Annotated in this window: 21 protein-coding genes; 9 read left to right on the forward strand and 12 right to left on the reverse strand. The window is 73.1% G+C overall.

Annotated features, from left to right (window positions below):
* The first annotated feature begins 42 nt into the window (after positions 1 to 42).
* Complete coding sequence (gene glf / locus BLASA_RS18850) at positions 43 to 1,218, forward strand: UDP-galactopyranose mutase (protein ID WP_014377822.1); 1,176 nt, start codon at positions 43 to 45, stop codon at positions 1,216 to 1,218.
* Between the two features lie 55 nt (positions 1,219 to 1,273).
* Positions 1,274 to 1,879, forward strand: a complete 606-nt coding sequence (locus BLASA_RS18855) for a dTDP-4-dehydrorhamnose 3,5-epimerase family protein (RefSeq protein WP_014377823.1) — start codon at positions 1,274 to 1,276, stop codon at positions 1,877 to 1,879.
* Positions 1,880 to 1,883: 4 nt separating this feature from the next.
* Here the strand turns inward: BLASA_RS18855 and BLASA_RS18860 are convergent, their stop codons facing one another.
* From BLASA_RS18860 to BLASA_RS18880, 5 genes are read right to left on the reverse strand one after another with little or no spacing between them, the layout of a single operon-like run.
* On the reverse strand, positions 1,884 to 2,792 hold the full coding sequence (locus tag BLASA_RS18860; RefSeq protein ID WP_014377824.1) for a DNA-3-methyladenine glycosylase family protein: 909 nt from the start codon (positions 2,790 to 2,792) through the stop codon (positions 1,884 to 1,886).
* Between the two features lie 52 nt (positions 2,793 to 2,844).
* The gene (locus tag BLASA_RS18865; RefSeq protein WP_014377825.1) at positions 2,845 to 3,615 is read right to left on the reverse strand and encodes an SDR family NAD(P)-dependent oxidoreductase; all 771 of its coding nucleotides are present in this window, start codon (positions 3,613 to 3,615) and stop codon (positions 2,845 to 2,847) included.
* 21 nt (positions 3,616 to 3,636) lie between these two features.
* Positions 3,637 to 4,734, reverse strand: a complete 1,098-nt coding sequence (locus BLASA_RS18870) for a mannose-1-phosphate guanylyltransferase (RefSeq protein WP_014377826.1) — start codon at positions 4,732 to 4,734, stop codon at positions 3,637 to 3,639.
* Positions 4,735 to 4,774: 40 nt separating this feature from the next.
* Positions 4,775 to 5,704, reverse strand: coding sequence for a glycosyltransferase family 2 protein (locus tag BLASA_RS18875; protein WP_014377827.1), 930 nt, complete (start codon positions 5,702 to 5,704; stop codon positions 4,775 to 4,777).
* Positions 5,705 to 5,739: 35 nt separating this feature from the next.
* Entirely contained in the window at positions 5,740 to 6,849 is a 1,110-nt protein-coding gene (locus tag BLASA_RS18880; RefSeq protein ID WP_014377828.1) for a glycosyltransferase family 4 protein, read from the reverse strand.
* Between the two features lie 107 nt (positions 6,850 to 6,956).
* Between BLASA_RS18880 and rfbA the strand changes: the two genes are divergently transcribed.
* Entirely contained in the window at positions 6,957 to 7,835 is an 879-nt protein-coding gene (gene rfbA / locus BLASA_RS18885) for a glucose-1-phosphate thymidylyltransferase RfbA (RefSeq protein ID WP_014377829.1), read from the forward strand.
* A gap of 33 nt (positions 7,836 to 7,868) precedes the next feature.
* Here rfbA and BLASA_RS18890 read toward each other — a convergent pair whose 3' ends face one another.
* Positions 7,869 to 8,960, reverse strand: coding sequence for a glycosyltransferase family 4 protein (locus BLASA_RS18890; RefSeq protein WP_014377830.1), 1,092 nt, complete (start codon positions 8,958 to 8,960; stop codon positions 7,869 to 7,871).
* Positions 8,961 to 9,011: 51 nt separating this feature from the next.
* Positions 9,012 to 10,010, reverse strand: coding sequence for a lysylphosphatidylglycerol synthase domain-containing protein (locus BLASA_RS18895; protein ID WP_014377831.1), 999 nt, complete (start codon positions 10,008 to 10,010; stop codon positions 9,012 to 9,014).
* Between the two features lie 284 nt (positions 10,011 to 10,294).
* Between BLASA_RS18895 and BLASA_RS18900 the strand changes: the two genes are divergently transcribed.
* Both BLASA_RS18900 and BLASA_RS18905 read left to right on the forward strand, forming a co-directional pair.
* Complete coding sequence (locus tag BLASA_RS18900) at positions 10,295 to 13,117, forward strand: YfhO family protein (protein WP_166486595.1); 2,823 nt, start codon at positions 10,295 to 10,297, stop codon at positions 13,115 to 13,117.
* A 91-nt stretch (positions 13,118 to 13,208) separates the two neighbouring features.
* The gene (locus BLASA_RS18905) at positions 13,209 to 13,907 is read left to right on the forward strand and encodes a class I SAM-dependent methyltransferase (RefSeq protein WP_014377833.1); all 699 of its coding nucleotides are present in this window, start codon (positions 13,209 to 13,211) and stop codon (positions 13,905 to 13,907) included.
* A 21-nt stretch (positions 13,908 to 13,928) separates the two neighbouring features.
* On the opposite strand, the gene BLASA_RS18910 is transcribed toward BLASA_RS18905, so the two are convergent.
* A complete protein-coding gene (locus tag BLASA_RS18910; protein ID WP_197536238.1) occupies positions 13,929 to 14,939 on the reverse strand; it encodes a glycosyltransferase family 2 protein in 1,011 nt (336 codons plus the stop codon).
* Positions 14,940 to 15,443: 504 nt separating this feature from the next.
* Here BLASA_RS18910 and BLASA_RS18915 point away from each other — a divergent pair.
* Entirely contained in the window at positions 15,444 to 16,847 is a 1,404-nt protein-coding gene (locus tag BLASA_RS18915) for an LCP family protein (protein WP_014377836.1), read from the forward strand.
* A complete protein-coding gene (locus tag BLASA_RS18920) occupies positions 16,847 to 17,644 on the forward strand; it encodes a TIGR03089 family protein (protein WP_014377837.1) in 798 nt (265 codons plus the stop codon). Before BLASA_RS18915 ends, BLASA_RS18920 begins: the two co-directional genes overlap by 1 nt.
* 39 nt (positions 17,645 to 17,683) lie before the next feature.
* Here BLASA_RS18920 and BLASA_RS18925 read toward each other — a convergent pair whose 3' ends face one another.
* From BLASA_RS18925 to BLASA_RS18935, 3 genes are read right to left on the reverse strand one after another with little or no spacing between them, the layout of a single operon-like run.
* Complete coding sequence (locus BLASA_RS18925; protein WP_014377838.1) at positions 17,684 to 18,838, reverse strand: acyl-CoA dehydrogenase family protein; 1,155 nt, start codon at positions 18,836 to 18,838, stop codon at positions 17,684 to 17,686.
* Between the two features lie 22 nt (positions 18,839 to 18,860).
* Positions 18,861 to 19,376 carry a 5-(carboxyamino)imidazole ribonucleotide mutase gene (gene purE / locus BLASA_RS18930; protein WP_014377839.1) on the reverse strand — a complete coding sequence of 172 codons (516 nt, stop codon included), beginning with the start codon at positions 19,374 to 19,376 and terminating at the stop codon, positions 18,861 to 18,863.
* Positions 19,377 to 19,386: 10 nt separating this feature from the next.
* Entirely contained in the window at positions 19,387 to 20,592 is a 1,206-nt protein-coding gene (locus BLASA_RS18935) for a 5-(carboxyamino)imidazole ribonucleotide synthase (RefSeq protein WP_041775850.1), read from the reverse strand.
* Between the two features lie 74 nt (positions 20,593 to 20,666).
* Here BLASA_RS18935 and BLASA_RS18940 point away from each other — a divergent pair, with 74 nt between their 5' ends.
* On the forward strand, positions 20,667 to 21,146 hold the full coding sequence (locus BLASA_RS18940) for a GtrA family protein (protein WP_014377841.1): 480 nt from the start codon (positions 20,667 to 20,669) through the stop codon (positions 21,144 to 21,146).
* Between the two features lie 252 nt (positions 21,147 to 21,398).
* Entirely contained in the window at positions 21,399 to 22,700 is a 1,302-nt protein-coding gene (locus tag BLASA_RS18945) for a glycosyltransferase family 2 protein (RefSeq protein ID WP_014377842.1), read from the forward strand.
* Here the strand turns inward: BLASA_RS18945 and BLASA_RS25235 are convergent.
* Positions 22,594 to 24,375, reverse strand: coding sequence for a hypothetical protein (locus BLASA_RS25235; protein ID WP_014377843.1), 1,782 nt, complete (start codon positions 24,373 to 24,375; stop codon positions 22,594 to 22,596). The genes BLASA_RS18945 and BLASA_RS25235 overlap by 107 nt on opposite strands.
* Positions 24,376 to 24,478 lie beyond the last annotated feature (103 nt).

The raw sequence follows: 24,478 nt of genomic DNA on the forward strand, positions 1-24,478 counted from the left end.
CGACGGACGGTCCGCAGCCGAGGGAGCGACGTACGGTGCCCCGTGAGCTCAGCGCGTCCCGAACTCGTCGTCGTCGGTTCCGGGTTCTTCGGCCTCACCGTCGCCGAACGGGTGGCCAGCCGGCTGGGCCGGCGCGTCGTCGTCCTCGAGCGGCGGGGGCACATCGGCGGCAACGCCTACTCGGAGCGGGATCCGGACACCGGGATCGAGATCCATCGATACGGCGCCCACCTGTTCCACACGTCGAACGAGCGGGTCTGGAACTACGCCCGGCGGTTCACCGAGTTCACCGGCTACCGGCACCGGGTCTTCAGCCGGCATGCCGGCGGCATCTACCCGCTGCCGGTCAACCTGGCCACCATCTGCCAGTTCTTCGGCCGCGCCTTCACTCCTGACGAGGCGCGGGCCCTGATCGCCGAGCAGGCCGCGGAGATCCACCCGGCCGAGGTGACGAACCTCGAGGAGAAGGCGATCTCCCTGGTCGGCCGCCCGCTCTACGAGGCGTTCATCCGGGGATACACGAAGAAGCAGTGGCAGACCGATCCGACCGAGCTGCCGGCCGCGGTCATCGCCCGCCTGCCGGTGCGGTTCACCTTCGACGACCGCTACTTCGACGACACGCACGAGGGGCTGCCGGTCGACGGGTACACCGCATGGCTCGAGCGCATGGCCGACCACCCCGACATCGAGATCCGCCTGCGCACCGACTTCTTCGCCGTCCGGGCCGACCTCCCGGCCGGCGTCCCCACCGTGTTCACCGGCCCGATCGACCGGTACTTCGATCACCGGGCCGGCGAGCTCGGGTGGCGCACCCTCGACTTCGAGCGCGAGGTCCTCCCCGTCGGCGACTTCCAGGGCACGCCGGTCATGAACTACGCGGACGAGGACGTGCCCTTCACGCGGATCCACGAGTTCCGGCACTTCCACCCGGAGCGGGAACATCCCACCGACCGGACGGTCGTCGTGCGGGAGTTCTCCCGGTTCGCCCGACCCGGGGACGAGCCGTACTACCCGGTCAACACGCCCGCGGACCGCAGCCGGCTGGAGCGGTACCGGGCGCTCGCGGCCGAGGAGACCCGGCGGCGGATGGTGCTCTTCGGCGGCCGCCTCGGCACCTACCAGTACCTGGACATGCACATGGCCATCGGCTCGGCGCTGTCCATGGTGGACAACCGCCTGCGGCCGTTCTTCGAGGACGGCACCCCTCTCGGCCGCTGATCGGGACGCCGTGCCGGCGTGTGCCCTGCTACGCGCGGTCAGCTAGCGTCATCCCGTGGAGATCCGCGAACTCGCCGTCCCGGACAGCTACGCGCTCGACCTCGTGCCGCACGGTGACTCACGGGGACGTTTCACCGAGTGGTACCGCGCCGACGTGCTCGCCGGGGCGACCGGTTTCGGCCTGCCCCTCGCCCAGGCCAACCACAGCGTCTCCGCCCGCGGAGTGCTCCGGGGTGTGCACTTCGCGCTCGTGCCGCCGGGCCAGGCCAAGTACGTGTACTGCCCGGCCGGCAAGGTGCTCGACGTGATCGTGGACATCCGAGTGGGCTCGCCCACCTTCGGGGTGCACGACTCGGTCCTGCTCGACAGCGAGCAGCCGCGGGCCGTCTACCTGTCCGAGGGCCTCGGGCATGCCTTCGTCTCGCTGGCCGACAACAGCTCCGTCACGTACCTGGTCTCCTCCGGCTACTCCCCCGGCCGGGAGTTCGGCATCCACCCGATGGACCCGGACCTGGCCCTGCCCTGGCCCACCGACATCGAGTTCGGGTTCTCCGCGAAGGACCAGGCGGCGCCGACGCTCGCCGAGGCCCGCGAGCAGGGTCTGCTGCCCACCATGGAGCAGTGCGCCGCGCGGTACGCGCAGCTGCGCACCGGCGGATGAGCGGTCAGATCGCGCGGTAGTCGGTCGGGGCGAACCGCGGCCCCCGCCGGGGGCGCCGCGCCCCGCCCGCCAGGATGAGCCGGACGACGCGCTGCCGGTGGCCCCGCCAGGGCTCGAGGAGCTCCAGCATCCCGGCGTCGTCGGTGGTGCGACGTCCGGTCAGCGCGAAGCCGACGATGTTCTTCAGGTGGTAGTCGCCGACGCTGACGGCATCGGGATCCCCGAACGTGCGCTGCACCACCTCGGCCGCCGTCCACTGCCCGATCCCGGGGATCGAGCACAGCCGGCGCTGGAGGGTGGCGGAGTCGACATCCTCGCCGGGCTCCAGCCGGTGGGCCACGGTGGCCACCGCGCGCAGGGCCCGCCGCCGGGCGCCGTCCAGCCCGCAGCGGTGCCACTCCCAGTCGGTGATCTCCAGCACCCGGAGCGCCGACGGGACGACCCGCAGGCCCGCCGGTGCCGGCCCGGGGGCAGGCTCCCCCGCCAGCCGGAGGAGCTCCCGCCACACCCGGTTGGCCTCCGCGACCGTGACCTTCTGCTCCAGGACGGCGGGCACCAGCGCGTCCCAGGTCCGACCGGTACCGCCGAGCCGGAGCCAGCGGATGCTGCGGTGCAGCTCGGCGACCGTCGGGTGGCGCCCCGGCTGGAACTCCTCGGGGCGGTCGTCGGCACCGAGCATCCGCGGCACCGCGGCGCCCGCATGCTCCGCCCCCGGCCCCCAGGCCGAGATGGTCACCCGCCCGGCGGTGACCGAGATCCGGACCGTGGCCGGGCCGGCGGGGGTGCTGGTGGTGCGCCACACCCCGTCCGCCGCCGTCTGCATCGCGGGGTCGCCGGCGCCGCGACGGTGCGGGGCGAGCGTCCGCGCCAGGTCGAGCGGCCAGCCGGGCACCCAGACCGTCGTGTAGTCCACGGTCCGGGTGCCCGGTGGAGTTGCCGTGCTCAGAAGATGCTCCGGAAGGATGTCAGCGGGGTGCCATGCGCAGCGCGCCGTCCATCCGGATGACCTCGCCGTTGAGGTAACCGTGCTCCACGATGCCGAGGGCCAGCCGGGCGAAGTCGTCGGGACGTCCGAGCCGCTTGGGGAAGGGTATGCCCGCCGACAGCGCCTGCCGTGCCTCCTCGGGCAGCGACCCCAGCAGGGGCGTGTCGACCAGCCCCGGGGCGATCGTGCACACGCGGACGCCGACGCTGGACAGATCGCGCGCGGCCGGCAGGGTCATGCCGACGATGCCGCCCTTGGAGGCGGCGTAGGCGGCCTGGCCGATCTGCCCGTCGTAGGCCGCGATCGACGCGGTGTTGACCACCACGCCGCGCTCGCCGTCCTCGCCCGCCTCGGTCGTCGCCATCGCCGCAGCCGCCAGCCGGAGCACGTTGAAGGTGCCCACCAGGTTCACCATGACCGTCCGGGTGAAGGCGCCCAGGTCGTGCGGCTCGCCGTTCCGGCCGACGGTGCGCTGGGCCCAGCCGATGCCGGCGCAGTTGATCGCGATCCGCAGCGGACGGTCCTTGGCCGTCGCCTCGGCGATCGCGGCCTGCACCGAGGCCTCGTCGGTCACGTCGGTGCGCACGAACGTGGTGTGCCCACCCAGCTCGGCGGCGAGCGCCTGACCGCGCTCCTCCTGCAGGTCGAGGACGGTGACGGCCGCGCCCCGGGCGGCCAGGGCGCGGGTGGTGGCCTCACCGAGCCCGGAGGCTCCTCCGGTGACCACGGCTGCGACGTCGAAGCTAGTCATGGGCGCAGCCAATCATGGCCGTCAGCTGTAGCGGCTCCCGTGTCCCGCCTCGACCGCCGCCAGCAGCTGCTTCACCCGCTCCGCGTCGGCCACCGGGCAGACCATCGTGACGTCGGCCGTGTGCACCACCACGCTGTCGCGCACCCCGATCAGCGCGACCAGGTGCTCGGGATCGTCGCTGAAGACGACGTTGCCGGCACTGTCCAGCAGCACCGCCATGCCGTGGACGGCGTTGCCGGCGCCGTCCCCGTCCAGGGTGTGGGCCAGCGCAGGCCACGACCCGACGTCCAGCCAGTCGACGTCGAGGTCGACGACGAGCACCCGGCCGGATCGGGCCGCCGGCTCCAGCACGGCGTAGTCGACGCTGATCTTCGGCAGCGTGGGGAACACCTCGGTCAGGACGGCCTCCCGGTCCGCCCCGGGTTCCGCCGCGACGACCCGGTCCAGCGCGTCGGCAGTCGGGGGCAGGTGCTCGCGCAGAGCGTCGAGGACGGTGCGCGCCCGCCAGACGAACATCCCGGAGTTCCACAGGTACTGCCCTGAGGCGAGGTACTGCTCGGCGGTGGCGAGGTCCGGCTTCTCCCGGAAGGAGGCCGCCTCGGCCACACCCGCCACCTCGGTGGCCGGGCCGCGCTGCACGTAGCCGAACCCGGTGGCCGGTGCGGTCGGCGTGATCCCGAGGGTGACCAGTGACCGGGGACGGACGGCCAGCGCGGCGTAGGCGGTCTCGAGGGCGGCCGCGAAGCGCTCCACCGGCCGGATGACGTGGTCGGCGCTGACGACGGCGAGCTCGGCCTCGGGGTCGGCCTCGGCCACCAGCGCTGCGGTCAGCCCGGCGGCGTTCGCGGTGTCCCGGGGAACCGGCTCCAGCACCAGGCGGTCGGCGGCCAGGTCGGGGAGCGCGCGCCGCACCTGCTCCGCGTAGCGCGCCGCCGTGCACACCCAGATCTGCTCCGGCGGCAGCACCGCGTGCAGTCGCCCGAAGGCCTCCTCGAGCAGGCTGTGCGCGCCGTCCGCGTCATCGGCGACGACGTCGAGCAGCTGCTTGGGACGGCCGGCCCGGGAGAGCGGCCACAGTCGTGTCCCCGACCCACCGGCCATGATCACCGCGTGCCGCACCCGTGACCTCCCGTCCGGTCCGTGCGGTCGTCTCCCGCGCTCATCGGCGGAACCGCCGACGGCGGGCCGGCAGGGCGGCCACGGTCATCTGCGGCTGGGCACCCTCGCCGACCCGGTTGCTCACGTAGGCCACCAGCATCCGGGCACCCAGGCCGGCACGGAGGGCGATCCGCAGCGGCAGATGGTGCCGGGCCGGGTACTGGCCGGCGAGGTAGCGGAGAGCGCTGGTGTGGTGCACCCGCTGCATGCGGTGCGGATCGCGGCGGGTGGCGTGCCCACCCTCGTGCTCCACCACTGCGGAGGGTGCGTAGACGTGCAGCCAACCGCGCTCGCCGAGGCGGGCGGCGAGATCGACGTCCTCGAAGTACATGAAGTAGCCGGGATCGAAGCCGCCGACGGAGTGGAACGCCTCGAGGTCGACCAGGAGGCAGGAGCCGGACAGCCAGCCGGCGGTCCGCTCGCGCGGGGCCTCCCGTTCCCGCCGGTACCGCGCGGTCCACGGGTTGGCCGGCCAGAGCCAGCCGAAGAGCGCATGCCCGGTCCCCGTGGACAGGGACGGGAGGTCGCGAGCGGAGGGATACAGCTGGCCGCCCGGGGTGCGGATCGCCGGTCCGACGGTCGCCGCCCGCGGCCAGCGGGCCGCCACGGCCAGGAGCTCGTCGACGGCACCCGGCTCGAACCGGATGTCGGGGTTGGCGACCACCGCCCAGCCCGAGCGCAGGTCGGCCAGGCCGGCATTGACGGCGGGGCCGTAGCCGACGTTGCCTCCGGTCGGCAGGACGCGGACGTGGGGGTACCGCGCGGCGGCCCGCTGCGGTGTGCCGTCCGTGGACCCGTTGTCGGCGAGCACCACCTCGACGGGCCGGGTGGTCGCAGCGGCCAGCGAGGTCAGGAAGCTGTCCAGGGAGGCCCCCGGCGAGTACGTGACCGCGACGATGCGTAGTGGCGCCTCAGCCTGTTCGGTGACCACGCCGGCGACCCTACGGTCCGGCGCCCCGCGCACGCTCACGACCCGGCCGCGCTCGCGTAGCTCCGCAGGTGCGCCTGGGCGCACGCCCTCCAGTCGAACTGCGCGGCCCGCTTCCGGGCCGCGGCCCCGAGCTCGGCGCGCCGTCCCGGTGAGCCGAGCAGCTCGCGCAGCGCGGTGGCGATGGCGGCGTGGTCCGGCTCGGTGTAGGCCACGGCATCCCCACCCACCTCCGGCAGCGACAGCCGGCGCGTGGTCAGCACGGGTGCGCCGCACGCCATCGCCTCCAGCACCGGCAGGCCGAACCCCTCCCCGGAGCTGGGATACGCGACCAGTTCGGCGTCCCCCAGGAGGCCCGAGAGCAGGTCGAGCGGGAGGTAGCCGGGGCGCAGCAGGGTCAGCTCCGCCGGCACCTCGGCAGCGGCGTGCTCGATCTCGTCGTCCCAGCCCCGCCCGCCGGCCAGGACGAGCGCCGGCGGGTCGTCCGTCCCGGCCACCGCCCGCACCCAGCCGCGGACCAGTGCAGCCGCGTTCTTCCGGGGTTCCAGCGTGCCCAGGAACGCCACGTAGCGGCCGCTCAGCCCCAGGTGCTCCCGCACGGCGGCGCGCTCGGCGTCGGTCGGCACGTGGAAGCGCCGAGGGTCCACGCCCAGGTGCGCCACGTCGATCCGGTCGGCCCGGGCTCCGGCGACACGCACCAGCTCGTCCCGCGTCGCCGCCGAGGGAGTCACGCAGCGCCGTGCCCGACGCAACGACACACGGGTCCAGGTGCGGAAGAAGGTGCGCTTGACCGTCAGGTGGACGTCCGGGTGGGTGAAGAAGGTCGCGTCGTGCAGCGTCGTCACGACGGGGACGCCGACGGCCAAGGGCATCGTGTAGTGCGGGCTGTGCAGCACGTCGGCTCCGCTGCGCCGGACGAGGGCCGGCAGGCCCGTCTGCTCCCAGGCGAACCGCACCGCCGGCCGGGCGGCCGCGGCCGGTGCGGCCAGCAGGTCGACGCCTGGCAGCAGCGCGCGGTAGTGCGACAGGTCGTGCGCCTGCACCACGACGGCCAGGTCGGCGCCCTCCGCGAGCAGGGCCGGCAGGAGCTCGTCGACGTAGCGGCCGACACCCCCGCGGTCCGGGGGGACGGCGGTCGCGTCGACCACGACGCGGGGCTGGTCGATCAGGAGGGCTCCCCGGGACGGCGGGACGGCGGGACGGCCTCCGACCCTACGAGGCGGGTCACGCACCGGCCCGCCGATAGGATGCTCCCATGCGCGGCATCATCCTGGCGGGCGGAAGCGGCACCCGGCTCTACCCGATCACGAAGGCCATCAGCAAGCAGCTGATGCCGATCTACGACAAGCCGATGGTCTACTACCCGCTCTCCCTGCTGATGAATGCCGGGATCCGCGAGGTCCTGGTCATCACCACGCCCGACGACCAGGCGGGCTTCCAGCGGCTGCTCGGCGACGGCTCCGATCTCGGCATCGAGATCAGCTACGCCGTCCAGCCCCGCCCCGAGGGGCTCGCCCAGGCGTTCGTCATCGGCGCGGACTTCATCGGCGACCAGCCCGTGGCGCTGGTGCTCGGCGACAACATCTTCTACGGCACCGGCCTCGGCGAGAGTCTGCGTGCCAACACCGACCCGACCGGCGGACACGTCTTCGCGTACCACGTGTCCAACCCGACCGAGTACGGCGTCGTGGAGTTCGACGACAGCGGCCGGGTCATCTCCATCGAGGAGAAGCCGGTGAAGCCGAAGAGCGCCTACGCGGTGCCCGGCCTCTACTTCTACGACAACCAGGTCGTGAAGATCGCGGCCGACGTCCGACCCAGCGCCCGCGGCGAACTCGAGATCACCGCGATCAACGACGAGTACCTCCGCCGCGGTCAGCTCACCGTCACGGTGCTCGAGCGGGGCACCGCGTGGCTCGACACCGGCACGCACGCCTCGATGATGCAGGCAGCCGAGTTCGTCCGGGTCGTGGAGGAACGGCAGGGCTGGAAGATCGGCTGCATCGAGGAGGTCGCCTGGCGCCGGGGGTTCATCGACGACGCCCAGTTGACGGCTCTGGCCGGGCCGCTGAAGAAGAGCGGGTACGGCGACTACCTGCTGGGGCTGCTCAACGAGGTCCGCCCGAACCGCTGACCGCCCGGCCGCCGACGCGACCGGCACGCGAGGTCAGACCAGGCGACGGAAGATCTCGGCGTACCCGGCCGCGCACCGTGCCCACGAGTACTGGCCGGCGCGGGCCTCGCCCCGCCGCAGGAGCTGCGTCCGGAGCCCGGCGTCCGTGCAGACCTGGCGGAGTGCGTCGGCCAGGCTCTCGGCGTCGCCGGTCTCCGCGGCCAGCACGGCGTCGCCACCGACCTCGAGCAACGCGGGATCGCGGGACGTCACGACCGGCACGCCGGCCGCCATGCCCTCGACCACCGGCAGCCCGAACCCTTCGGCACGGCTCGGCACCGCGAGCACCGTGGCCGCCGCCAGGACCACCGCGAGGTCGTCGTCGTCGACGCGCCCGAGCAGCCGGACGCGCTCCGGCGCGAGCCCCTCCCCCGCGGCCAGCTGCACCGGGTCGACACCGCCCCAGCCGGCCGCACCGACCAGCACCAGCGGCAGGTCCGGCCCCGACGGTGACGCCAGTGCCCGCATCAGCACGTCGAGCCCCTTCCGCGGTTCCAGCGTGGCGAGGCTCAGCACGTATCCGTCGGCCGGCAGGCCCAGCGCCGCGGCCCGCGTCGCGATGTCGCCGGGCACCGGCAGCGGGGTCACGCCGAGCGGAACCACCTCCGGCGACCTGCGGAGCCGCAGATGCCGGGCGAGGGCTGCCGCCGTCGCCGCGCTCGGCGTGACGATGGCGTCCGCGTGCGCCACGGCCCGCTCCGCCATCGCCCGGTGCCAGCGGACCCCGCGCGGGGTCAAGGTCTCCGGATGGGTCCACGGCACCGCGTCGTGGATGGTCACGACCAGGGGCCGCCCTCGGCGAGGGGGCAGCTGCAACGTGGGGGCGTGCACGAGATCCACGCCCCGGGGCGCAGGTCCGACGCCCCGCTCCCACGCCAGGGTCAGCGCCCGGCGGGGCAGCGCCAGGCGGTGCGGACCGCGGACCCCCGGGATCCGCGCGGCCGCGACGTCCCGGTGCCGGGCGGTCCACCCGGTGATCTCGATCGACGGATCCGCGCCCAGAGCCGCAGCCAGTTGCACGGCGAACCGGCCGGTCCCGCCGGGAACGGGGGCCAGCGCCTGCTCGAGGACCATGCCGACTCGCACGGGGGTCACCCTAGAGCGGCGCCGGGCAGGGGGCTGCCGGCCGCACGGACGTCACCTCGTCGTCGGGGGCCCCGCGGGGGGGACTCCGGACGGGGCGCCGACCGCGGCGCCCTCCGGAACAGGGCCACCCAGCCGACGCGCCCACGCGCCGCCGGCGGCCGCCCAGATGACGTCGCCCAGCAATTGGCCTACCCGGCTGAACACCACCACCGCCGTGGCCGGGCCACCGGCGAGCACCGGCGCGAGGACGGAGTAGAGCGCGAGCTCCCGCACGCCGAGACCGGCGGGCGCGGCCACGACCAGGACCGCCGCCGCCACGAAGCCCACGGTCCACGCCAGGGCGAAGCCGCCGACGGAGAGGACCGCCGCCTGCCAGGACGCACCGGCCAGCGGGGCCACCAGGAGGAACAACGCTGCGCCGTACGCGATCCACGCGACCGCCAGCGCCGCCAGGGCGGGCAGCAGCGCCGACCAGGGCAACCGCCCAGGCGGCGTCCCGCGCCCGGTCACGCGGTGCAGCCGGGCGAGCGACGCGTGCACGACCCGCGGATGCAGGAGCACCAGGAACACCGGGATCACCCAGGGGAGCCAGCCGAAGCGCTCCTCGATCGTCCGGTCGCCGACCAGCGGGAGGGTCGCCGCGGCCACGACCGCCCCGGTCGCGCAGTGCAGGAGCACGAAGAGCACCCCGGCGGTCGCGCTGCGGGACGCGGGGACGCCGTGGGCGCGTCCGATCCGGGCCTGGGCGACATAGGGCCAGACGCTCCCGGGCAGGTACTTGCCGAGCTGGGCGACGAAGAAGATCCCGGCGGCCGCCCCCGACCGCAGCGGGCTGCCGAGGCCGGCGAGGAGCATCCGCCACGCCACCCCGGTGGCCCCCAGGCCGACGACCGTCGCGGCGACGGAACCGAGAACCCCCCAGGGGCCGATCGCCGCCATGGCGTCACGGACGGCGTCCCACTGCCGCGCGACCTGCCAGGTGATGACGCCGACCACGCCACCGATGAACAGCCACCGGAGCGCCGCGACGACGACCCTGGACCGCTTCACCTGGCCGTCACTCCGCCCCGTCGACGGTCAGCGGCCTCATGCGCCCGCATCCGGTGGAACCCGCCGTCACACACGTCCTCCCCGCGGGGTGCGACGTGCCGCTCGCATCGCGGTGAGCGGATCGGAGGTCACAGTGGGTTAGCTTAGGCGCAGCCTCGGGCCTCCGTCGGGACCTCGCGCGAGCGTGCAACGCCACGCACATCCCACGGGGCGTCCGGCATCCCTGACGAGTCCAGGCGCCCGCGGGCGGCGGACGAACCATGGCTGGCGATTCGGAGGTCGGCGTGCCCATCGCACCGGTCCGTGAGACGGACCGCTCCCACGCGGCTCTGCGGCCGTGGGCGTCGCGGCTGCTCACCTCCGCGATGGTCCTGTCGGCCGTGGCCTTCGTGGTCATGACGGTGGGCAGCTCGCTGGTGGGCTCGACCTCCTTCTACGGCGGCGGGGAACTCGTCAACCACAAGCCCTGGCTGGCATACGGCCAGGAGCCGATCGAGGTCACCAACAACACCATCGGTGACACCATCGACTACTTCATCCCCGGCCGCAGCGACATGGTCGACCGCGTCCGGGCGGGCGACTGGCCGGGCTGGAACCCGCTGCAGGGCGCTGGAGCCGCGCTGGCCAGCGTGCCGTCCTACGGACTCCTGGCGCCCCCCGGACTGGCCTGGTGGGTGCTGCCGCACAGCCTGGCCCCGGGCTGGGAGAAGCTGACGATCCTGGTGCTGGCCACCGCCGGGACAGCACTGTTCCTGCGGCGGCTGGGCCTGACCCGGCACGCCGCCTGGCTGGGCGGGATGGTCTACGCCGGCAGTGGGTTCATGATCGCGTGGACCAACTGGCCTCAGGCGGGCGTCGCCTCGATGCTCCCGTGGCTGCTCTGGTCGGTCGAGCGCGCGCTGCAACTGCGCACGTGGCGAGCGCAGGTTCCGGTGGCTCTCAGCGTGGGGGCCCTGCTGCTCGGCGGCTTCCCGGCGGTCACGGGACACGGGCTGTACCTCGCGGGCGGATTCGCACTGCTGCGCATCGCGACCCGGCGGATCGACGGTGCGGAGCGGCTGGGGGCAGCGCTCGTCGACGGCGGCAGGCTCCTCCTCGCCGTCGGCACCGGCGTGCTGCTGGCGGGCGTGCAACTGGCCCACTTCGTGTACACGTTCCTCGATCTGGACACCGAGTACCGGTCCGACTCGTTCAACCGGCTGATCCCGCTGCGGATGGCGCTCACCGCCCTGTTCCCCAACGTGTGGGGCACCCGTGGGGGGGAGGGCTTCTACGCCGGGAGCGGGACGAACCCCATCGGGGCGAATGCCTACGTCGGCGCCGCCGCCGCCGTGCTCGTCGCGGTGGCGCTCACGGTGCGGCCGGGTCGCAGGGTCCCGAGGGGGGCGCGCACGTACTTCGCCCTCGTCGTCGTCGGTGGCGTGCTGCTCGTCTACGTGCAGGGCCCGCTGCTCCAATGGGTGGGCACACTGCCGATCTTCGCCGGCAATCCGATCGGCAGGCTCGTGGCCGTGGTGCTGCTCGCCGCTGCGGTGCTCGCCGGACTCGGGTTCGACGCCGTGCTCCGGGATTCCGCTGCACCCGGCCCGGGGCGGCGACGGGCCTTGCTCGGCGGGATGGTCGCGGTGCTCGCCGTGGTCGGCGCGACCGGTGCGTGGGCGTACCGCCAGACGGCCGGCCCTCTCGACCCGGCGGGCCAGCGAGTCATCCTCGCCGTCGCGGTCGCCGCGACGGTCCTGACCGTGGCCGCGGTCCTCGTCGCCACGTTCGGGCCGACCTGGGGGAAGGCGGCCCTGGCCGTGGTCCCCCTGGCCGTCGCCGCCCAGGCGGTCACCGCCGCCCAGCCGATGTGGGCGCAGGTCGACCGGGAGGCATTCTACCCGACGACCCCGGTGCACGAGTTCCTGCTCGACCACCAGGGCAGCAACCGGATCGCCGTCACAGGAGGCACCATGGTCAGTGGCCCGACGGCGTACTACGGCCTGCGCACGGCACCGGGGCACGTCTTCTCGAAGCCCGAGTTCAACGATCTCCGGCGGGCCGCCTGCGAACCGTGCCTGATGACCGCCACCAACTGGGTGCTGCCCCGGGAGACCGACCTGGGCATCTGGCAGTCACCCATCCTGGACCGGATGGGCGCGCAGTACGTGACGGTCGACCCGGACCAGCAGATCCCCGGCCGGCCGGAGCCCGTCCTCGTCGGGGACCGGGAGGTCACCGTCCCCCGGGGTGACCAGCCACCCCTCAGCGTCGAGATCCCCGGTGGACCGCTGCGCGGTGTGGTCCTGGACTTCCGGAGCGGTCCCCCCGTGCCCTCGGACGGGCACCTGATCGCGCGCGTGCTCGACGAGAACGGCCGCCTGCTGACCGAGACACGACGATTCGTCCAGTACCCCAGGTCACCGTCGCCCTTGAGCGTTCCCCTGGTGGGCGAGTCCCTCCCCCAGGGGGACGAGTTCACCATCGAGTTGTCCTGGGCCGGCACGGGTGACGCCCCTCGCCTGGCGGCCGACGCCGCGGGGCGTCCCGCCGTGACCGTCATCCGTCCGGAGGACGACAGCCTGCGGATGGTGCACGCCGAGGGGGCGGTCATCTGGGAACGCCTCGAGGTGATCCCGCGTGTCCACTGGGCCTCCTCCGCCGAGGTGATCGCCTCCCCCGCCGACCGGATCGATGCCATGGCTGCGGGGACGCTGCCCGCGGACACGGTGGTCCTCGATCGCCCGGGGCCGCCCGCCGAGGGCGGTCCCGCGACGGTCGAGGTGCTCGAGGACAGCGGGGACCGGGTCAGTGTCCGCGTGGACGCCGACAGCGCGGGCTACCTCGTCCTGGCCGAGTCGGTGCAGGTGGACTGGACGGCGACGGTCGACGGAGCGGAGGTGGACATCGTGGCCGCCGACCACGCCTTCGGAGCCGTGCACGTGCCGGCCGGGCGCCACGACGTCACCTTCACCTACACCCCGCGGGGCGCGACCGCGGGGCTGATCGCCACCGGTGTCGGCACAGCGCTGGTGGTCCTCGCCCTGCTGCTCCCCACCCGGATGCGGAGAGACGCCATCCGGCTCCGAGACCCGCGCCGTCCCGGCCCACGTGGTGGGACGGCGTGACGGCCGCTGGCTGCCCGCCCGTCCAGCGAGCCCGGGCACGTGCCCTACCGTGGTCGGCGACCGATCCCGGACCCGACAGGAACGCAGGGGCATGCTTCGAGAGACGTACGTAGGCGGCTGGCGGCTGGCTCGCCGCGCGGCCGAGCGGACCGGACTGCTGGCGCGACTGGACCGCTCGGAGAACGGCCTCGCTCGGCACGCCCGCTCGCTCTTCGCCATCCACGACGTCGGTGATCTGAGCCAGCTCGACCTGCCCTGGTGGACCTACCCGGCCATCGCCGACGTCGAGGCGGCGCTGGCGGCCAGCGACGGGAAGGCCCGGGTCTTCGAGTACGGCTCGGGCGCCTCGTCGGTGTGGCTGGGACGGCGGGCCGGCGAGGTCCACTCCGTGGAGCACAGCGGGGAGTTCGTCGAGTTCCTGGGTTCCGCCCTCGCCGAGGTGCCGAACGTCCGTCTCCGTCATGTCGCCGCAGCACAGCGGGGTCCCGACGCGCGTGTCCCGTCGCAGCGGCACGGGCACGAGGGCCTGGATTTCGCCGAGTACGTGTCCAGCATCGACGTCGTCGGCGGCCCGTTCGACGTCATCGTGATCGACGGGCGGGCACGCGCTGCCTGCCTGCGTCAGGCGATCCCGCATCTGGCGCACGACGGGCTGGTCGTGTTCGACAACAGCAACCGGGTCCGGTACCGAGAGGCGATCCTGACCAGCGGTCTCGCCGCGACCCGGTACCGCGGCTGGGTTCCCAGCCTGCCCTACCAGTCCGAGACGACGATCCTGCGGCACCGCTGAAGGCGGGTCACCCGCACGATGTCAGGTCTCGCCCCGGGAGCGGACGATGAGGTCCGCCAGGAGGGCGAGCGTGAAGATCAGCAGGCCGCTGATGAAGAGCAGCACGGCGTTCGTGGTGATGCCGAAGTTGTACCGGATCACGTCGATCACGCCCTTGACGAACGACAATCCGAGCAGCGTCAGCGCGATCGGCATCAGGACCTTGATGGGGTTGAAGTACATGACCATCCGCAGGACCTGCAGGATGTAGCGGTAGGCGTCCTTGACGAAGTGGAACTTGGACCGGCCGGCCCGCTTGGCGTAGTCGATCGGCAGGTAGTCCACCGGGTGCTGGTTGGACAGGAACGACATGGTGATCGTCGTGACGCAGCTGAACCCGGGCGGCAGCAGGCGCAGGTAGGGCAACGACACGTCCCGCCGGAACGCCCGGAGTCCGGAGTTGAGGTCGGGGATCTTGGTCGAGGACAGCCTCTCCGCGACCTTCCGGATCACCCACTTGGCGGGGACGCGGAGGAACTTGTGCGTCCCTTCCTCGGTGGTGCGCGCACCGACGACCTGGTCCACGCCGAGGTTCTCCTCGAGGTACCGGACGAACTCGGGGATCCGCTCGTTCGGGTACGTCATGTCCGCGTCGGTCCAGACGACGATGCGCCCGAAGGCCTCGCGGGTCCCGATCCGTCGGGCGGTGCCCGAGCCGCCGTTGGTGCGGAACGGCATCAACCGCATGTGCGGGTAGGAGGACAGAGCGGCCTGGAGCACCTGCAGCGTGTCGTCCGTCGACTTGTCGTCGATGACCAGCAGCTCGTAGCTGTAGTCGCTCGCATCCATGGCCGCCGTGATGCGCTCGATCTCCTGCAGCACGTGGTCCTGCTCGTTGTAGCAGGGCAGGACGATGGTGACGTCCAGGGAGTTCTCCCCCTGGGGCTGCCCGGGCGAGGTGACGGACAGGTGTCCGGGGGGCCGCGTCGCCGATGCCCCTCCCGCCGCGGGAGGTACGGGAACGGAGGGCGCACCCGGAGGAGCGACGGTCACGCCTGATGATGCTGCGGTCACGGCGACCCACGTTACCTCGGGTCGCGCCCACGCCCGTGGCCGCCGCGCCGCTCCCGTCGGGACCCACCGCTGTGTCGCCGTCGAGATCGGATCGATCGAGGAGCGCCTGCCCGGGGCTCCGACGTGCCGGCCGGCGGCGACCGGGGCGAGCGACCGGGTGACGACGTGGGCGTGGACCCCGTGGCCGGACGTCAGCACACGGACGTGAGACACGGACGAGGCCAGTGTGACGGGGACCGCCACGAGGTCCCTGACCTGTGACGGAAAGAGTCGTATCGTCCGGTCGACTCCGCCGCTGGACAACGAGCTCGCCCGCTTGCGTTCAAGCAGACCAGCCCGACGTGAGGAACACCCGTGACCGGCTCCACCCCTCCACCCCCCCAGGGTCGGCGGCCGCTGCCGCCCCGACTGGACCCCCGCGCCGGGCGCCCTCAGCGACGGCCCGACGAACGCGCGGCGGGAAGCCGGTCGCCCCGCAACGCCATGAACCGGCTCGCCGCCACCACCCGCGGCGTGGCCGCACTGCTCGCTGTGGCCCTGCTGGCGACGAGCGGCTGGGGCTGGTACCTGGGGCGGGTCGCCGACGCGAGCGTCAGCCGCACCAACGCCATCCCGACCAGCGGCAACGAGGGAACCGGCCGCGCGGGCGAGGCCCTGAACCTGCTCCTGGTGGGCAACGACAGCCGGGCCAGCGCGACGGAAGAGCAGCTCGACGCGCTGAACACCGAGGCGAGCAAGGGCATCAACACCGACACGATGATCCTCGCGCACGTGCCGGCGGACGGTTCCGGCGCATCGTTCGTCTCCTTCCCCCGTGACTCGTACGTGCAGATCCCCGGCTACGGGTGGGACAAGCTGAACGCCGCCTACGCCTACGGCTACACCCGGGAAGCTCCCGACGACGCGACCGACAAGCAGAAGCAGGCCGCCGGCGCGCAGCTGCTCATCCGGACGATCAGCCAGCTCACCGGCCTGCAGATCGATCACTACGCCGAGGTCGATCTCCTGGGCTTCTTCAACCTGTCCAGTGTCGTGGGCGGTGTCGAGGTCAACCTCTGCGAACCCGCCCAGGACAGCTTCTCGGGCGTCGACCTGGACGCGGGCGTGCAGACGATCAGCGGCGAGCAGGCGCTCGCCTTCGTCCGCCAGCGGCACGGCCTGCCCCGCGGCGACTTCGACCGGATCGTCCGCCAGCAGACCTTCATCGGCGGGATGATCCGCAAGATGCTCTCCGACAACGTCCTGCTCGACCTGGGCAAGCAGCGGGAGCTCGTCGGTGCGGCCGCCGACTCGCTGACCGTCGACCAGTCCCTGGACCTCTTCGAGCTGGCCGGGCAGATGCAGTCCGCCACCGCCGGCAACGTCGAGTTCCAAACCGTGCCGAATGTCGGGACGGACCAGGAGGACGGCAAGTCGATCGTCCGGCTGGAGGACGAGGACACGCTGCACGATTTCTTCGCCCAGCTCTCCGCCGCGCCCGAGGAGGAGGACGCGCCCTCGTCCGAGGCCCCGGCCACCGTCGACCCGTCCACCGTGGAGGTCGACGTCTACAACGGCTCGGGCATCTCCGGGCTGGCCGGGAAGGCGGCCGACGCGCTCACGGCCGGCGGCTTCGCCGTGGGAGCCACCGGCAACGCCTCCTCGATGGACCACGAGCAGACGGAGGTCCGTCATGCCGCCGGCGACGAGGCTCTCGCGCAGACCGTGGCCGCCGCCATCCCCGGCGCGGTCGTCAAGGAGAGCGACGACGCCGCCACCGGTACCGTCCAGCTGGTGCTGGGCAGCGACTTCAACGGCGTCGGTCAGGCGGTGACCCCGGCCCCGGCCGCGACCGCGACCGAGACCGAGGACCCCCGCACGGCGGCGGACACCACCTGCATCAACTGATGGCCACCCCCGCCACTCCGGCCGATCTCCTGGCACAGGCCCTGCGCCGCTCACCCGCCACGCCGCTGCTGACGTACTACGACGACGCGAGCGGGGAGCGCGTGGAGCTCTCGGCCACCACGCTGGCCAACTGGGTGGCCAAGACGGCGAACCTGCTCCAGGAGGAGTTCGACCTCGGCCCCGGCGGCCGCGCGGCGCTGGCCCTGCCCGTGCACTGGCAGACCGCCGCGGTCCTGCTCGCGGTGTGGAGCTGCGGGGCCACGGTGCTCGACACGGCGACCGAGGACGGCGAGCGGCTCGCCGACGTGGACGTGGTGCTGGCCGCGCAGGACCGCCTTCCCCCGCTCGAGGAACAGGGGATCGAGGAACTGCTGGGCCTGTCGCTGCACCCGCTCGGCATGGGGATGACCGGCTATGCGGGCGACGCCCGCGACTTCGCCCTCGAAGTCCGGGTGCACGGCGACACGTTCGTCCCGTGGTCACCGCCCCGGCCGGCCGATCCGGGGCTGACCCTGGGTGGGCTGGCGCTGTCCCTGGGCGGGCTGGCCGAGGCGGCCGGTGAGCTGGCACGGCGCCTGGCCATCGCCGATGGCGACCGGCTGCTGATCGACGCGCAGGTGGCCGCCGAGGCCGGGCCGGTCGCCTGGCTGCTGGCCCCGCTGGCGGCAGGAGCGTCGGTGGTCCTCGTGCGTTCGGCCGACCGGTCCCGGCTTCCGCACCTGGCCGCGACCGAGCGGGTCACGGCTGCCCTCGGGCACCGGATCGAGGGCATCCGTGAGCTGGGTCGGGAAGCCTGACCCCCTCGACCCCGTAGCCGCCTGCCGGCTCGACCGGCCTCAGCGCAGCAGGCTGCGCGCGATCACCATCCGCTGCACCTGGTTGGTGCCCTCGTAGATCTGGGTGATCTTGGCGTCGCGCATCATGCGCTCGACCGGGAAGTCCTGCGTGTAGCCGGCGCCGCCGAAGAGCTGGACGGCGTCAGTGGTCACCTGCATGGCGACGTCGGAGGCGAAGGCCTTCGCCGAGGCGGACACGCGGGTGACGTCGGGGCGGCCCTGCTCCCCCGCCGCGGCGGCGACGTAGACCAGGTGGCGCGCGGCCTGGATCCTCATCTCCATGTCGGCCAGCATGAACTGGACACCCTGGAACTCCCCGATGGCCCTGCCGAACTGCTTGCGCTCCTTGACGTAGGCCACCGACGCGTCCAGCGCGCCCTGGGCGATGCCCACGGCCTGCGCACCGATGGTCGGCCGGGTGAAGTCCAAGGTGCGCAGCGCGGTCGTGAAGCCGGTGCCGGGCGCACCGATGATCCGGCCGGCCGGGATGGTGCAGTCGGTGAAGTAGAGCTCGCAGGTGGGCGAGCCCTTGATGCCCATCTTCCGCTCCTTGGGTCCCACGGCGAAGCCCGGGTCGTCCCGGTGGACGGCGAACGCGGAGATCCCGCCTGCGCCCTTCTCCGGGTCGGTGACGGCCATGACCGTGTACCACTCGGAAACGCCCGAGTTGGTGATCCAGGCCTTGGTGCCGTTGAGCACCCAGCTGTCGCCGTCGAGACGGGCCCGCGTCTTCATCGCGGCGGCGTCGGAGCCGGCCTCGCGCTCGGAGAGGCCGTAGCTGATCATCGCGTCGCCGGCGGCGATCGACGGCAGCACCTGCTGCTTCACGTCCTCCGACCCGGACAGGATGATCGGCATCGACCCGAGCTTGTTGACCGCGGGGATCAGGGACGCGCTCACGTCGACCCGCGCGACCTCCTCGATGACGATGCAGGTGGCGATCGCGTCGGCGCCCTCGCCGCCGTACTGCTCCGGGATGTGGGTGGCATGGAAGCCGGCCGCGGTCAGCGCCTTCTGCGCCTCCACCGGGTAGCGCGACTCGTCGTCCACCTCCGCGGCGAAGGGCGCGATCTCCCGCTCGGCGATGTCGCGGACCGCAGCCCGGATCGCCTCGTGCTCCTCGGTCAACGCGTACAGCCCGCTGTCGGTACCCACGCGCCGATCGTAGGACGTCCGACTACTGGTCGGTAGCGAGGCGTTCCTGGAGGGTGAGGTCGCGGGCCACGACGCTGTCGGCGAGCTCGGCCTGGAACCGCTCCACCCGGCGCAGCAGGTCCGCATCGCCCGCGGCCAGGATCCGCACGGCCAGCAGGCCGGCGTTGCGCCCGCCGCCGATACCGACCGTCGCCACCGGCACGCCGGCCGGCATCTGCACGATCGACAGCAGGCTGTCCAGGCCGTCGAGCCGGTCCAGCGGCCGCGGCACACCGATGACCGGGAGCGGGGTGGCCGCGGCGACCATGCCGGGCAGGTGGGCCGCGCCCCCGGCCCCGGCGATGATCACGCGGAGACCCCGCCCGGCCGCGCCCTCGGCGTAGTCGAGCATGCGGCGCGGGGTGCGGTGGGCGGAGAGGACGTGCGCCTCGTAGCCGATGCCGAACTCCGCCAGCGCCCCGGCGGCCGGCTGCATCGTCGGCCAGTCGGAGTCGCTGCCCATCACGATGCCGACCACCGGCTGGTTCGGGCTGGTCATGCCGGGCTCCTCAGTGCTCGTCGTCGAAGGCGAACGCCGGGTCGACCACGCCGTCGGCCAGGTACCGCGCGGCGGCGGCCGCTCGGGCGCGCACCCCGTCGAGGTCCTCCCCCAGCGCCGTGACGTGGCCGAGCTTGCGGCCGCGGCGCTGATCCTTGCCGTACCAGTGCAGCTTCACGTCCGGCCAGTGCGCCATGAGGTGGTGCAGGCGCTCGTCGAGAGAGGGCCCGGCCCAGCCCTCCTCCGCCGCCGCGCCGCCGAGCACGTTGGCCATGACGACCACCGGTGCGGTCATGGCCGTGGACCCGAGGGGGTAGTCGAGCACGGCGCGCAGGTGCTGCTCGAACTGGCTGGTGCGGGCGCCCTCGATCGTCCAGTGGCCGGAGTTGTGCGGACGCATCGCCAGCTCGTTGACCAGGACGCCGTCCGGAGTCTGGAACAGCTCCACGGCCAGCATGCCGACGACCCCCAACCGGTCCGCGATGCGCACCGCCAGCTCCTGCGCGGCGGTGGCGACCTCGTCCGGGAGGGCCGGTGCGGGAGCGAGCACCTCGGCGCAGACGCCGTTGCGCTGGATCGTCTCGACCACCGGCCACACCGCCACCTGGCCGAACGGAGAGCGGGCGACCTGGGCGGACAGCTCCCGGACCATGGGTACCCGCTGCTCGGCGAGCAGGACGCCGTGCCGTTCGATCAGCTCGGCGGCGACGCTCTCGTCGGCGACCACGAAAACCCCCTTGCCGTCGTAGCCGCCCCGTGGGGTCTTCAGCACCAGCGGCCAGCCCTGGGTGGCGGCGAACGAGGCGACGTCGGTGGCCGTGACCACCTCCGCCCATGCCGGCTGCGGCTCACCGGCGTCGGCCAGCGCACGGCGGAGCACGAGCTTGTCCTGCGCGTGCACCAGCGCGTCCGGCCCGGGGGCGACCCGGTGCCCCTCCTCCTCGAGGGCCCGCAGATGCTCGGTCGGCACGTGCTCGTGGTCGAACGTCAGCACGGTGGCGCCGTCCACGACCCGCCGTAGGTCGGCCAGCCGGCGGTGGTCCCCCAGGACGACGTCGGCCGCGATCTGGGCGGCGGACTCCTCCGGATCCGTGGCCAGGACTCTCAGCGACTGGCCCAGGGCGATCGCCGCCTGGTGGGTCATGCGGGACAGCTGTCCGCCGCCGACCATCGCGACGACCGGGAGACCGGTGCGCCGGTCAACGGGTGAGGCCATGGTTGCCAGAGGTTAGCGGGCGCCCGGGACGGGCGACGACCCGCAGGTTCGTCCCGTGGACGTAGATTCGCCTGGTGCCCCCTGCTACCGGATCGTCCGCCCGGCGCCTGTCCTGGGGCCTGCTGGCCAGGGAACTGAGCGCGTTCGGGGTCGTCGGGGCGATCTGCTTCGCGATCGACGTCCTGCTGTTCCAGGTCCTGTACGCGCATGCAGGGCTCGGGGCGGTCACGGCCAAGCTCCTGGCCACGCTCGCCTCCATGTCGGTCGCGTTCGTCGGCCACCGCTTCTGGTCGTTCTCGCACCGAGCCCGGACCGGGCTGCAGCGCGAGTCCGTGCGCTTCGCCGTCATCAACGGCGCGGCTCTGCTCCTGGGCCTGGCCGTCGTGGGCTTCGTCCGCTACCCGCTCCAGCAGGAGAGCGCCCTGGTGCTCCAACTGGCCAACATCGGTTCCATCGCCCTCGGCACCGTGATCCGATACGTCGGCTACCGGCAGTGGGTGTTCCCCGCTCATCCTGCCGCGCCCGAGGCCGATGTCACCACGCGGATGCGCTGACCTCGCGGTCTGCTACCTCGGGCAGCGCGGCTGCGACTCCCGGCGGCTCGCACGCTTGCCCCCGGCTCCTGTGCCAGGTGGCGGAGCGCCGGTTCCACCGGAACATTGGGCAGGAACATCAGGCAGGGACGTCGCCGGCCGGGCGTCCGATACGTCGGCATGCCGGCCTGTTCCCGGAACGGCATGATCCACCTGGCCACTGTCCGACGAAGCCTGTCCGCCATCGCCTGAGTCCCCCGGAGGAGTCTGAGGATGCCCGTCACCGGCAACGACCAGCAGCAGAACGTGACGGCCCCGTTCCGGTTCGTGGACATCGTCACCGAACCGCAGGACATCGAGCTGACGGTCGTGCTGCCCTGCCTCGACGAGGCCGAGACCCTGGAGACCTGTGTCCGCAAGGCCCGGTCCTGCATGGACGAGCTGGGGGTGCGCGGCGAGGTCGTCGTCGCCGACAACGGCTCGACCGACGGCTCGCAGGCGATCGCCGAGGCGGCCGGTGCCCGGGTGGTGCCGGTCGCCCGGCGGGGCTACGGCGCGGCCATCCGCGGTGGGATCGATGCAGCACGGGGCCGCTACGTGCTCATGGCCGATGCGGACGACAGCTACGCGCTCGACGACCTGGGACCGTTCCTCAGCGAGCTGCGGGCCGGTGCGCAGCTGGTCATGGGCAACCGTTTCCAGGGCGGCATCGCACCCGGCGCCATGCCGCCGCTGCACCGATACCTGGGCAACCCGGTCCTCTCCTGGGCCGGCCGCCGGTTCTTCCGCGTGCCGATCGGCGACTTCCACTGCGGCATACGGGCCTTCCACCGGGACAGCATCCGAGCGCTCGGCATGCAGACCGACGGGATGGAGTTCGCCAGCGAGACCGTGGTCCGGAGTGCCCTGGCCGGTCTCCGGATCACGGAGGTCCCGACCACGCTCCGCCCCGACGGCCGGAGCCGGCCGCCGCACCTGCGGACGTGGTCCGACGGGTGGCGGCACCTGCGGTTCCTGCTGGCCTTCAGTCCGCGGTGGCTCTTCCTCTATCCGGCTGTGGTGGCGCTCACCGTGGGCCTGGCGGGGCTCGCCGCGCTCTCCCTGGGCACGGTGACCATCGGTGCCGTGTCGTTCGGCATCCACACGATGCTGGCGTGCGCGACCCTGGTCATCCTCGGCCTGCAGGTCGGCGGACTTGCGCTCGTCTCCCGCGCGTACGCCGCCCGCCTGGCGCTCCTGCCGCCCAGCCCCCGGCTGGAGAAGTGGATCGAGCGGGTGACCCTCGAGCGGGGGTTGGTCCTCGGGTTGACCTCCGTGCTGCTCGGTGTGGGCGCCTTCGTGACGGCACTGCTGAGGTGGGGCGCGCAGGGCTTCGGCGAACTCGACCCGGTGGCCACCATGCGGCTACCGATCGTGGGAATGGTCCTCGTGGTGGGCGGGACGCAGGTCGCCGCCGCCGCCTTCGCCGTCAGCCTGACCGGTCTGGGACGCCACCCCGACGCGACCACCGAGTCCGGGGCCATCGAACCCGCGGGCGCCGAGGCATCAGGGGGGACGGCTCGTCGGGCACCCTAGGGCGCGGGGGCAGGCCTGCCGCCGTGCCGACCACGGCGAAGGCGACGGCCATCGCATATCCGGGCAGCAGGTAGCGGAACGGCACGTCGAAGTCGGCTGTCTCGATCAGCGCGAGCAGGAAAGCCCGCACGACGACACCCGCCGCGAAGCCCGCGGCCAACGCCGGCAGGTACGCCACCCCGGGCCGGCCCCGGAGGGCCCGGAACGACGCGATGGCCAGCCCGACGACGCCCGCGAGCACCATGACCGGGACGAGCGCCCGGTAGATCCCGGCCAACCCCTCGTAGAGGGCGCGATCGTCCTGGAACTGCGCCATCTCTTCCTGCGCCGCCCGGACGCTGAGGGGCAGCTCGGCGACCGCCGGGGCGTACTCTGCCCGAACTTCCCGGGGTACGTCCACCGGTCCGGCGGGCGGCTCGTACAGGGACGTGGCCCGGATCGTGTCCCACAGCATGACGAGGACGTTCTCGGCCAGCAGGTCCGCAGGTGCGCGCTGGATGCCTTGCACGCTCGCCGGCAGGGCGGGGGCGCAGTCGAGCCGTCCGTCATCGCAGGCGGCCGTGATCTGCGACGAGAGTGCGGCGAAGAACTCCTGACCCTCCCGGGCCGTGTCGAGCCGGCCGGCCTCCTCTGCCGCCTCCCGGATCGCCCAGGGCATCCAGCCCCCGCGGTAGTCGCAGTCCGCCAGGACGGGCTGGTCGCACTCGAAAGACCGCCAGCCGTTCGTGGGGTCCTCGAGCTCGGTACGCAGGAGGCGGGCCGCCGGGCTGACGGCATACACGGCCCGGCGCTGCTCCTCGGTGATCGGGACACGGAGCAGTCGTGGGCCGGCGTCGACCCGGGACCAGTCGGCATATGCGCGCAAGAAGGTGCCCTCACCCTGGTCGTTGAGGACAGCGACTCCGTACCGGGCCTCGTTCAGAGCGCGGACCAGGGACAGGGGCAGCAGGGCGGTCACAGCGACCAGGGTCAGCGCGACGCCGGCGCGCAGCAGCGTTCCCCGTCGCAGGGCACCCGCCGGTGTGGCGCCCGCCGCGGGAGTCGTCCGGGCTCCACGTCGAGCCGCCGTGACGGCCGTGATCGTAACACCGAGGACGGTCACGGCGAGCGGCGGAAGGATCGTCACGCCCTCCTCACGGGTCGACCAGTAGCCGGCGACCAGCGCCCCTGTCCCGACCGCACCCGTGACCAGCCACACCCAGCGGCCCCGGCGGACGACGGCGAGCGCCGTGAGGAAGCCGACGACGAGCACCAGGACGCCGAGCGAGGCGAACAGGTTCTCGCGCATGACATCGGAGCTGTTCGCCCCGAAGTTGGACGGATCGAGCGCGAGGAAGACGAACCCGAGAACCGCCGGCCAGCGCCTCCGGGTCACCACCAGCACGGCCAGCGCCACCGCAGCAGCCGCCGCGAGGTGGACCAGCTGCTCCGCCACCTTCAGCTCCAGCCCGGACCACCGAGCCGCGGCGATGAACATCGGGTAGCCCGGCCCCTTGGCCAGGGTGATCCCGTTGAACTGACCCAGCCAGTCGCCGGCCAGGATGGACCGGGCCGAGCGCGCGAAGAGCAGCCCGTCGTACGCCGACACGTTGGGCACCACCGGGACGTCCCGGCGCAGAGCCACGCTGCCGACCGCCGCAGCCGTCACCAGCAGCAGTTGGACGACCGCGGTCACGACTCCCCGGAAAGACCATCCGCGCCGCGCAGCCTGGGCCTCGGTAGCGGAACCGCGTGGCGGTCGACCAGCGAAGACGGCTACCACCGCGCCACCGTATCCG

Source organism: Blastococcus saxobsidens DD2, assembly GCF_000284015.1.
Lineage (GTDB): Bacteria > Actinomycetota > Actinomycetes > Mycobacteriales > Geodermatophilaceae > Blastococcus > Blastococcus saxobsidens_A.

Bases quoted from the DNA above. Each gene is read 5' to 3' on its own strand.
- BLASA_RS18915 (WP_014377836.1), top strand. From the start codon at position 15,444: ATGAACCGGCTCGCCGCCACCACCCGCGGCGTGGCCGCACTGCTCGCT.
- purE (WP_014377839.1), bottom strand. From the start codon at position 19,376: ATGACCAGCCCGAACCAGCCGGTGGTCGGCATCGTGATGGGCAGCGAC.
- BLASA_RS18935 (WP_041775850.1), bottom strand. From the start codon at position 20,592: ATGGCCTCACCCGTTGACCGGCGCACCGGTCTCCCGGTCGTCGCGATG.
- BLASA_RS18865 (WP_014377825.1), bottom strand. From the start codon at position 3,615: ATGACTAGCTTCGACGTCGCAGCCGTGGTCACCGGAGGAGCCTCCGGG.
- BLASA_RS18945 (WP_014377842.1), top strand. From the start codon at position 21,399: ATGCCCGTCACCGGCAACGACCAGCAGCAGAACGTGACGGCCCCGTTC.
- rfbA (WP_014377829.1), top strand. From the start codon at position 6,957: ATGCGCGGCATCATCCTGGCGGGCGGAAGCGGCACCCGGCTCTACCCG.
- BLASA_RS18920 (WP_014377837.1), top strand. From the start codon at position 16,847: ATGGCCACCCCCGCCACTCCGGCCGATCTCCTGGCACAGGCCCTGCGC.
- BLASA_RS18905 (WP_014377833.1), top strand. From the start codon at position 13,209: ATGCTTCGAGAGACGTACGTAGGCGGCTGGCGGCTGGCTCGCCGCGCG.